The organism is Microbacterium sp. bgisy207, assembly GCF_965345035.1.
Classification (GTDB): Bacteria; Actinomycetota; Actinomycetes; order Actinomycetales; family Microbacteriaceae; genus Microbacterium.
The window spans coordinates 101,840-111,173 of the sequence record NZ_CBDRMG010000011.1 but is presented as its reverse complement, the minus strand read 5'-3'; the positions used below and the strand labels follow the sequence as shown (position 1 = coordinate 111,173).

The following is a 9,334-nucleotide window of genomic DNA, read 5'->3' as shown; positions in this document are numbered from 1 at the left end:
CGCGGGCTGGCTATCACGTCGTTGGCGCGTGCGTGCCCTCCGGCCGAGTCGCCGATACGATCCCAAGTACGGGAGTACCGGTGATGGGGAACGTCGATTCCGTGGAACGAGCGATCGCAGCAACGCAAGCAGATACCATTGCGGTGACGAGCGCCGACGACCTTCCTCCCGACAAGGTCAAGCAGATCTCGTGGAGCCTTGAGGCGGGCAAGCAGCACTTGGTACTCGCGCCCAGCATCGTGGATATCGCCGGCCCGCGAATCCACATCCGCCCCGTTTCAGGCCTGCCTCTCATCCATGTTGAAACGCCCCGCTTCAGCCTTGGACAGCGCCTCCTGAAGCGCTCGTTCGATCTTGTGGCCGCAACGGCTATCGCGATTCTGATCTCACCAATCCTGCTGATCGTTGCGTTAGCAGTCAGCTGGACGAGCGTAGGCCCGATTCTCTATAAGTCGGAGAGGATCGGGCTTAATGGCAAACCGTTCCGAATGTTGAAGTTCCGGTCGATGCGCGTCGGCGCCGACAAGGAGCTGAAGGCTCTACTCGAGGCACAGGGCACCAGCGAGAAGCCCCTGTTCAAAGTCAAGGATGACCCCCGCATTACTCCGGTTGGTCGCTTCCTCCGCAAGTACTCACTCGACGAGCTTCCACAGATCTTCAACGTGATCGGTGGGTCCATGAGCCTTGTCGGGCCCCGACCGCAGATAGCAGCCGAGGTAGCTCTGTATTCCGAAGCTGCGAAGCGGCGACTTCTCACCAGACCGGGAATCACCGGACTGTGGCAGGTAAGCGGCCGGTCGGCACTCGATTGGGAAGCCGCTGTTAGGCTCGATCTGTACTACGTCGAGAACTGGAGTCTCGCTGGCGACATCGCGATCCTGCTCAAGACAGTTCGCGCCGTGATCATACCTGGCGAGACCGCGCACTGAAGCGCGACACCGATGCTTCGCGTGAGCCCCCTAGGCTATGCGCGTGAAACTCTCTGTCATTGGATGCGGATACCTCGGAGCCGTGCACGCGGCAGCCATGGCCTCGATCGGACACGAGGTCGTCGGGATCGACGTCGACCAGCGCAAGATCGATGCACTCTCGAAGGGTGAGGCGCCGTTCTTCGAGCCCGGGCTGCCCGAGATCCTCTCCGAGGGCGTCGCGTCGGGGCGGTTGCGGTTCACGACCGACATGGCCGAGGCGAAGGGCGCCAAGGTCCACTTCATCGGCGTCGGCACACCGCAGCAGAAAGACGGCTATGGCGCCGACCTCACCTACGTGAACGCCGCCATCGACGGACTCCTGCCCTACCTTTCCGAGGGCGACATCGTTGCGGGCAAGTCGACGGTTCCCGTCGGCACGGCAGCTGAGCTGACGCCGCGGGTCGAGGCCACGGGCGCGACCCTCGTGTGGAACCCCGAGTTCCTCCGCGAGGGCTGGGCCGTGCAAGACACCATCGACCCCGACCGGCTGGTGTTGGGCGTTTCGTCTCGCTTCGCTCGCTCAACGACCGAGGGAGGCGACGCCGGCTCAACGACCGAGGGAGGCGACGGTCACTCGACGACCGGAGAAGAGGTCGACGTCGTCGCCGTGATGAAAGAGGTATACGCGCCGCCGGTCGCGAAGGGCACACCCTTCATCGTCACCGACCTCGCCACCGCCGAACTGGTAAAGGTCTCGGCGAATGCGTTCCTCGCGACCAAGATCTCGTTCATCAACGCGATGGCAGAGATCGCCGAGGTCGTCGGCGCCGACGTCACGCAGCTCGCCGACGCCATCGGACACGACGCGCGCATCGGACGCAAATTCCTCGGCGCCGGCATCGGATTCGGTGGCGGATGCCTCCCCAAAGACATCCGTGCCTTCGCCGCCCGCGCCGAAGAGCTCGGCCGCGGCGAGTCCGTCGGGTTCCTGCGGCAGATGGACGAGATCAATATGCGCCGCCGCGACCGGGCCGTGCAGCTCGTGGTCGACGGCCTGGGCGGATCGGTGTTCAAGAAGAACGTCACCGTGCTCGGTGCCGCTTTCAAGCCGCACAGTGACGACATCCGTGACTCCCCCGCTCTCGACGTCGCCGTGCGCCTGCACGGCCTGGGCGCCTGGGTCACGGTCACAGACCCCGAGGCGATCGCGAACGCTCAGGCGAAGCATCCGCAGCTCAACTACGTCGAAGACCGCGACGAAGCCCTGCGCGCCGCTGACGCCGTGGTTGTCGTCACCGAGTGGGACGAGTACCGCCGGCAGATGTCTCCCGAGCACGTCTCGACCCTGACCGACGGGCGCGTCATCGTCGACGGACGCAACTGCCTCGATGCCGCCGCCTGGCGCGCCGCCGGCTGGACCTACTACGGCATGGGGCGCCCGTAACGCGATTCCTCCCAGGCGCCTCGCGGAGGGACGTCTGTGGCGCGCGGTTGCCGCTCCAGCGCGTAGGGCGGGATGGTGGCATCCGGAATCGCGGTGCCGCACATTGAGAGGGTGACCGTCGTGACCGAACCGCAGAGCTGGGTGCTCATCGGCATCTTCGCGACCATCATGCTCGGCGGACTCACACTGTCGACGAACCTCATCATGCGCGCGGTCACCGCGAGCATCTCCGGCGTGGAAGGGCGCATCGACGGCCTTGACACCAAGATCGAGAGCCTGCGCGGCGAAATGAACGCGCGCTTCGACGCGATGGGAACCCGCATCGACCACCTCGACCGCGACGTCGCAGCGCTGAGCAACCGGGTCTGGGGCGAACCCTCCGGCGAGTAGCCCCGCAGCCTTCGATCGTCGCTGGGTCGACGCATCACCGCGTCGATCTCTTCGCGCCAATGTGCTACACCGCGCTACACTGCTCGATATGGACACCGTGAGCCACCGAGAGCTCCGCAACCGCAGCGGCGAAATCCTCCGCCGCGTCGAAGCCGGCGAGTCGGTGCAGATCACCAATCGGGGCAAGCCCGTTGCGCTCGTCTCACCCCTCGCACCACGAAGCCTCGATGCTCTCGTCGATCAGGGCGGGGCGCGGGGCGCCAAAGCTCCCCTATCGACACTCTCACGCATCCGGCGAACTGCATCCACGCGCGACACGCACGAGATCATCAGCGATATCCGAGGCCGCTGGTGACCGTTACCTACCTCGATACCTCAGCCGCGATGAAGCTGCTGATCGACGAGGCAGAATCCGACGTGCTCGTGCAGCAACTCACCACAACGACGCGCGACCTGGTCGCTTCGTGGCTCCTGCACACCGAGCTGCACTGCGCTGCCGGACGAAACCCCGCTCTGATCGAGATCGACGCCATCACCACAGTGCTCGACGCGGTGACCTTGATCGACATCACGCGAGGCGACCTTCTCGCGGCGGGCACGCATGCACCGTTGCGGTCGATCGACGCGATTCACCTCGCAACCGCTCTGCGCGTGGGCGCCGACGAGGTGCTCACCTACGATAATGAGCTCTCGGCGGCGGCCAAACGGGCGGGGCTGCGGGTGCTGGCGCCGGCCTAGAGGCAACCTTCTCCCCGGGGGCCGCGTGCTGAGAGACACTTGTCACGCATCTCTGGCCTCGACACGAAGATCGAGAGCCTTCGCGGCGAGATGAACGCTCGTTTCGACGCGATGGGATCCCGCATCGACCACCTCGACAGAGACGTCGCCGCGCTGAGCCGCCGGGTCAGGGCGAACCGTCCGGGGAGTAGGCATCCGTTCCCTCCGTCCGCGATAGTGTGCCTCCGTGCACTTCGAGGAGCGACACACACCGCCCGGACTGGAAGGCGTCGTCTCACGCTTCTGGTTTCTCGAAATGCCGAGAAATCAGCGTTTCGAGAAGATCCTGCCGCTGCCGTATGTGCACGTCATCGTCAATCTGTCGACTCCCTACGCCATCTGGTCCAGGGCAAGCCACCCAACACCCGTATCCCATGCCTTCGTCTCGGGCCTGCAGTCCGAGTACCTCGTGATCGAGTCACCACCCGAGATCCGCCACGTCGGCGTCGAACTCACTCCCGCCGGACTCCACGCCCTCGCGCCCGCCGCTGCGGCGCTCAGCGCCGGGCACGTCCAGGATGCCGTCGGGATCCTTCCCGGCATCGCCGACCTCATCAGCAACCTCGCCCCCGACGTCACGCCCGCGGCAGCGCTCGACACTCTTGCGAGTTACGTCCGACACACCCGCGTAGGCGACCCCGATCAGCTCGTCCTCGGCGCACTCAACGAACTCGCACGCAACCCAGCCACCCCGATCGGAACGATCGCCGACACGCTCGGCGTCTCGAACCGCACCCTCATCGCACGCTTCCGAACGGTTACGGGCACCACTCCGAAACAGCACGCCCAGGTGCTGCGATTCCACCGCTTCGTGGACTCGGTGCAGGATGCCGGAGCAACCCCCGACTGGGCAAGCCTCGCAGCCGAATCAGGCTACGCCGACCAACCCCACGTCATTCGCGCGTTCCGCCGCTTCAGTGGATGGACGCCCACCGAATACCACCGACTCGCATCCGAGTACGGACCGCAGGCCGCCCACTTCGTTCCCCTCGAACACATACCCCGCCCGGCTCAAGCACGCTCATAGGCCTCGCGCAACCACCCCTCAACGTCCGCATCGACATCATCGACCGAGGCGAGATCCACTCGGTGCGTGCACATACCCGTGACCTCCCGCAATCGGTCGCCGCCCGGCACCCCCCGAAGGTTGAGTCCAAGCGTGACCCGGGCAGCACTCGGCACCTCCACGAGAGCAAACTGCTTGCTGCGTCGCAGCGACACCCCCGTCTTCTTCGGCGCAATCTCGACATCCGGCCCTAACTCCTGCACAATCGCCACGATTCGGTCGAGAACAGGGCGCAGCGCGGCCTTCTTGCCTGAGTACTGCACCACGACGAGATCCTCGTCACTCGGAGCTTCCTGCCCGCGAGCGCGAAACAGACTGACCACCAGATTGGCGAAGCCGTGCGTCATCCCGTGCTCCGACTTCAGGTATGCCATCGCAGCGCCGTGCGACGGCGTGGCGGCAGCATCCAATACCTGGAACCACTCATCCAGCGACCTACCGGTCTTCGCCGGCAGATTGTCGATCATCGTCTGCGTCTGGGCTGGAATCTGGGAGGTGGGCGAGGCATTCTGGCTCATGAGCACACCGTACGAGGGTCGGCCGATGCCGGTCTTGAACATTCTTGATCTGCCTCGCGACCACCCACCCCTCTGGCGCTCATGTTGTGCCGCGAGCACCAGTTATTGGTACATATATACGCATGCATCTCCGCCCCCCACGCGGCTCGATCATCCCGTTTTCATCGACTCTGGGCGAGTTTTTCCCATCTGTGGACCTCGGCGGTTCAATGTCGGAGGCCAGTGTCATGATTAGTACATGCATTCGAACGGGGTCATCGAGTTCAGCGAGGCGCAGACCGCCGAGCTGACCTCGATCGTCGCTGCCGTTCAGCAGGCGGATGCCGCGCTCGCCGCCGCCGAAGCATCCCGCGTTCGCGCTCTGGCTAGGGCGGGCGAACTGGCCCGCGAACTTGCGGCGGGCAAGCCGTCCCGGGTGCGTGAGCACGACATGGCACTGCGCAGCATCGCCGCCACGATCGGGGCTCCGGCGCGTGTGTCCGACAGATCGATGCAACGCCAGATCGGTGAAGCGACACGACTCGCCGAACGCTACCCCGGCACGCTCGAAGCCCGCGAACTGGGTGAGATCACCCGCCAGCACGTCTACGCGATCCAGGATGCCGCAGCCGACCTCCCGGACGACGCCGTGCCCGCCTTCGAAGCCGAAGCGCTCGAGCGGTGCCGCCGCGACACCGTCGGCCGGGTGAAAGCTGAACTCGAGATCCTCGCCCAACGGATGCACCCCCGCAGCTTCACCGAACGCCACGCCTCCGCCCGCGAACGCCGCGACATCACGGTCCGTGGTCTGCCCGACGGGATGTCCTCGCTTCTCCTGGTCGGACCCACCCCCGTGATCGCCGGCATCGACGACCGCATGAACCAGATGGCCACCGTCATCATCGACGCCCGCAACGCCGCCAAGACTGCCATCGGCGCGGGCGAGGCGGCCGTCGGCGCGGCGGGCGCGTCCACCGTCCCAGACGACAATGCGCGCATCCCCGCTCACGTGCTCGCGACCGACACCCGCACCCGCGCTCAGATCCGCGCCGACATCGCCGCCGACATCCTCCTCACCGGATCCCCCTTCGCCGACCCCACCGCCACCGGCGACGGACCCGGCACACTCGGCGCGATCCGCGCGAAGATCCAAGTCGTCGTCCCCGCCCTCAGCCTCCTGAGGCCCGAGGGCGACGAGAACGGCCACGCAGAACCCGCCGACATCGTCGGCTACTCCCCCATCGACGCCGAAACCGCCCGCGCCATCGCCGAGGCGTGCGACACCTGGTGGGAGCGCCTCGTCGCCCACCCCGTCACCGGCGTCGTCCTCCACACCGACGGCTACCAGCGCACCGCCGCCATCGACCGGCACCTGCGGGCACGCGACCGACACTGCCGATTCCCCGGATGCCGCCTCCCCGCCATCCGCTGCGAAGTCGACCACACCATCGACTACGCACTCGGCGGCAAGACCGACATCAGCAACCTCGCCCACCTCTGCCAACGACACCACTCGATGAAACAATTCGCCGGCTGGAAAGTCAGACAACTCGACGGCGGCATCCTCGAATGGACCTCACCCATCGGAACCACCTACACCGACCACCCACCCACCCCCGGCGTGCACTTCGCACCCGACCCCTACACCCCGGGCGGGCCCCCACCCCCGGATCCCGCACCCACCGACGCACCGTTCTAACACTCCGGCTGCCGTGCGGCACCCACGCTGCCTAACCGGCGCACCTTCCCGACGCGCGGGCGCTGCCGTCGCACCGTTCTCACACTGGGAAGCTGACCGCCGTGACCGCACCACAGAGCTGGGTGCTCATCGGGCTCTTTGCCACGCTCATGCTCGGCGGAATGACCATCATGACGACTCTGCTCACCCGCACCATGACCGCATCGATCAATGGACTGCGCGGCGAGATGAATGGCCGCTTCGACGGACTGCGCGGCGAGATGGATGCATCGATCAGCGGACTCCGCGCAGAAATGAACGCCCGGTTCGACGCGATCGGAACCCGCGTCGACCACCTCGACAAGGACATCGCGGCACTCAACCGCCGCGTCTGGGGCGAGCCCTCGGGCGAATAGCACCAAGCCGTCCCCTCGCCACCACCCAGCGACCACTGGGTCAGCTACCGCCGAGCAGCCACCACCGCATCCCACACAGCATCCGCGACCTCACGCTTCGACCCCGACGCCTGCACCGCCACCTCACCCGACCGATCGATCACGGTGACCTCGTTGTCGGCCGACTCAAACCCGCGCGTCCACCCGACCTCGTTCACGACGAGCAGATCGACGTCCTTGCGTTCCCGCTTGCGCCGCGCCCGCGCGAGCAGCTCCTCACCCGTCGACGTCTCCGCCGCGAACGCCACGATCGTCTGACCCGCAGTCCGGCCGGCAGCAAGCCCCGCCACGATGTCCGGGTTCTCGACGAGCTCCAGCGTCAGACGCGAACCCTCGACCTCTTTCGTGAGCTTCGACTCCGCCGTCTCCGCCGGCCGATAGTCGGCAACCGCCGCCGCCATCACCACGACATCGGCACCGGATGCCGCATCCGTCACGGCATCCCGCATCTCCAGCGCAGTCCCCACCGAGATGACCTCCACGAGCCCCTGCGCCGCCGCCAGCACCTCACCCTCGACGTGCGCGGCAACGAGCGTCACCTCCGCGCCGCGCTCGGCCGCGGCCACCGCGAGCGCAACACCCTGCCGGCCGCTCGACCTGTTCCCGAGAAACCGCACCGGGTCGAGCGGCTCCCGCGTACCACCCGCCGACACGACCACCCGCAGGCCGGCAAGATCCGCCGACCCCGCACGCCCCGCGCCCGCGCCCCCGCTCGAATGCGCCGCCTCCAGCACCGCGAGCGCGGCATCCGCGATCTCGTCCGGCTCACTCATCCGCCCGGGGCCCGAATCGCCACCCGTCAACGGACCGTCCGCCGGCCCCACCACGTGCACCCCGCGCCCGCGCAGCACCCGCATGTTCGCCTGCGTCGCCGGATGCCGCCACATCTCCGTGTGCATCGCCGGCGCCACCACTACCGGCGCTGTCGTCGCCAGCAGGCTCGTGCCCAGCAGATCGTCGGCGAGCCCCGCGGCCATCTTCGCGAGCGTGTTCGCGGTGGCGGGGGCCACGATCACCAGATCCGCCCGCTGACCGAGCGACACGTGCCGCACCGTCGCGACATCCTCGTGCACCGAGGTCGTCACCGGGTTCCGGCTGATCGCCTCCCACGTCGGCTGCCCGACGAACCGCAGCGCGTCAGCGGTCGGCACGACGTGCACCTCATGGCCCTCGCCGATCAGGCGCCGCACCAGATGTACGGTCTTATAGGCGGCAATCCCGCCCGTGACACCGACGACAACGAACACGCGCCCAGTCTCCCACGCCATCCCCGCGACACCACCCCGATTCCGGAACCCCCATGTGCACCGTCATCATCGACGTCCCCACCGACCCGGCTGACCCGGTGCGCCTGCTCGCGATCCGCGACGAAGACCCGAACCGCCCCTGGAACCCGCTCGGACATTGGTGGCCCCCGCATCCGTCGATCCTCGGCGTGCAGGATGCCCGCGCGGGCGGCGCCTGGCTCGCCGCGGATGCCGACACCCGCCGCGTCGCCGTGCTCCTCAACCGCGCCGGCGGCGACGAGCTCCCCGACGAGGCCGTCGTGTCCCGCGGCACGCTCCCCCTCGACGCCGTCCGCGGCATCCTTCCCGGCGACCGCCCGCGGATGCGCGGATTCAACCTACTCGTCGCCGAACCCGGCCGGGCCCGCGTCATCTCGTGGGACGGTGAGCACCGCCGCGAGACCGAGATCGACCCCGGCATCCACATGATCGCCCACGACGACGTCGACGACCCCGCCACCGCCCGCATCTCCCACTGGCTCGAGCACTTCCGCACCGCGATCCCGGATGCCGCACCCACCGCATCCGACGCACCCGAGGGGCCCGGCGCAGCCCAGGGATCTGGCGCACCCAAGGGAGATACCGCCGCGGACTGGTTCGCCCCGTGGCTGCGTGTGCTCGCCCGCAGCGCCGACCTCGGTCCCGTCGACGACCGCGCGATCATCCGCGACAACCGGCCGCTCGGCTATCCCACCCTCTCCCTCCTCGTGTGCGCAGCGACCATCGGCCCGGACGACATCGAGGTCCGCTACGCCGATCTGCCCGCGCCCGGTGAGTGGGGCGACCTCCACCTGCACTAGACCCCCACCTGCGCAAGATCCCCCCCGCGC

The 9,334-nt window shown here is 67.5% G+C and carries 12 protein-coding genes; 9 read left to right on the top strand and 3 right to left on the bottom strand.

Annotated elements, in window-relative coordinates; translation table 11 throughout:
- The 5 genes from ACSGC5_RS11790 to ACSGC5_RS11770 all read left to right on the top strand — a co-directional run.
- Positions 1-929: sugar transferase (locus ACSGC5_RS11790; protein WP_434970807.1), on the top strand; the 929-nt coding region annotated here is incomplete at its 5' end.
- Positions 930-972: 43 nt separating this feature from the next.
- The gene (locus ACSGC5_RS11785; RefSeq protein ID WP_434970806.1) at positions 973-2,355 is read left to right on the top strand and encodes a UDP-glucose dehydrogenase family protein; all 1,383 of its coding nucleotides are present in this window, start codon (positions 973-975) and stop codon (positions 2,353-2,355) included.
- Positions 2,356-2,475: 120 nt separating this feature from the next.
- Positions 2,476-2,745, top strand: coding sequence for a hypothetical protein (locus ACSGC5_RS11780; protein ID WP_434970805.1), 270 nt, complete (start codon positions 2,476-2,478; stop codon positions 2,743-2,745).
- A gap of 88 nt (positions 2,746-2,833) precedes the next feature.
- Positions 2,834-3,100: a type II toxin-antitoxin system Phd/YefM family antitoxin gene (locus ACSGC5_RS11775; RefSeq protein ID WP_434970804.1), complete on the top strand. Its 267-nt coding sequence runs from the start codon at positions 2,834-2,836 to the stop codon at positions 3,098-3,100.
- Positions 3,097-3,483, top strand: coding sequence for a type II toxin-antitoxin system VapC family toxin (locus tag ACSGC5_RS11770; protein WP_434970803.1), 387 nt, complete (start codon positions 3,097-3,099; stop codon positions 3,481-3,483). The genes ACSGC5_RS11775 and ACSGC5_RS11770 overlap by 4 nt, the downstream gene beginning before the upstream one ends.
- 42 nt (positions 3,484-3,525) lie before the next feature.
- Here the strand turns inward: ACSGC5_RS11770 and ACSGC5_RS11765 are convergent, their stop codons facing one another.
- Positions 3,526-3,678, bottom strand: a complete 153-nt coding sequence (locus ACSGC5_RS11765) for a hypothetical protein (RefSeq protein ID WP_434970802.1) — start codon at positions 3,676-3,678, stop codon at positions 3,526-3,528.
- Positions 3,679-3,709: 31 nt separating this feature from the next.
- Here ACSGC5_RS11765 and ACSGC5_RS11760 point away from each other — a divergent pair, with 31 nt between their 5' ends.
- Positions 3,710-4,549 (top strand): helix-turn-helix domain-containing protein, encoded by an 840-nt coding sequence (locus ACSGC5_RS11760; RefSeq protein ID WP_434970801.1) that lies wholly within the window; start codon positions 3,710-3,712, stop codon positions 4,547-4,549.
- Here the strand turns inward: ACSGC5_RS11760 and ACSGC5_RS11755 are convergent.
- Positions 4,534-5,106 (bottom strand): DUF4287 domain-containing protein, encoded by a 573-nt coding sequence (locus ACSGC5_RS11755; RefSeq protein WP_434970800.1) that lies wholly within the window; start codon positions 5,104-5,106, stop codon positions 4,534-4,536. The genes ACSGC5_RS11760 and ACSGC5_RS11755 overlap by 16 nt on opposite strands.
- Positions 5,107-5,344: 238 nt before the next feature.
- Between ACSGC5_RS11755 and ACSGC5_RS11750 the strand changes: the two genes are divergently transcribed.
- Together ACSGC5_RS11750 and ACSGC5_RS11745 are read left to right on the top strand one after the other, a co-directional pair.
- Positions 5,345-6,784, top strand: a complete 1,440-nt coding sequence (locus tag ACSGC5_RS11750; RefSeq protein WP_434970799.1) for an HNH endonuclease signature motif containing protein — start codon at positions 5,345-5,347, stop codon at positions 6,782-6,784.
- A 101-nt stretch (positions 6,785-6,885) separates the two neighbouring features.
- Complete coding sequence (locus ACSGC5_RS11745) at positions 6,886-7,179, top strand: hypothetical protein (protein WP_434970798.1); 294 nt, start codon at positions 6,886-6,888, stop codon at positions 7,177-7,179.
- A 44-nt stretch (positions 7,180-7,223) separates the two neighbouring features.
- Here ACSGC5_RS11745 and coaBC read toward each other — a convergent pair whose 3' ends face one another.
- The gene (coaBC, locus tag ACSGC5_RS11740) at positions 7,224-8,465 is read right to left on the bottom strand and encodes a bifunctional phosphopantothenoylcysteine decarboxylase/phosphopantothenate--cysteine ligase CoaBC (RefSeq protein WP_434970797.1); all 1,242 of its coding nucleotides are present in this window, start codon (positions 8,463-8,465) and stop codon (positions 7,224-7,226) included.
- Positions 8,466-8,518: 53 nt separating this feature from the next.
- Between coaBC and ACSGC5_RS11735 the strand changes: the two genes are divergently transcribed.
- Positions 8,519-9,304, top strand: coding sequence for an NRDE family protein (locus ACSGC5_RS11735; protein ID WP_434970796.1), 786 nt, complete (start codon positions 8,519-8,521; stop codon positions 9,302-9,304).
- The last annotated feature ends 30 nt before the right edge of the window (positions 9,305-9,334 follow it).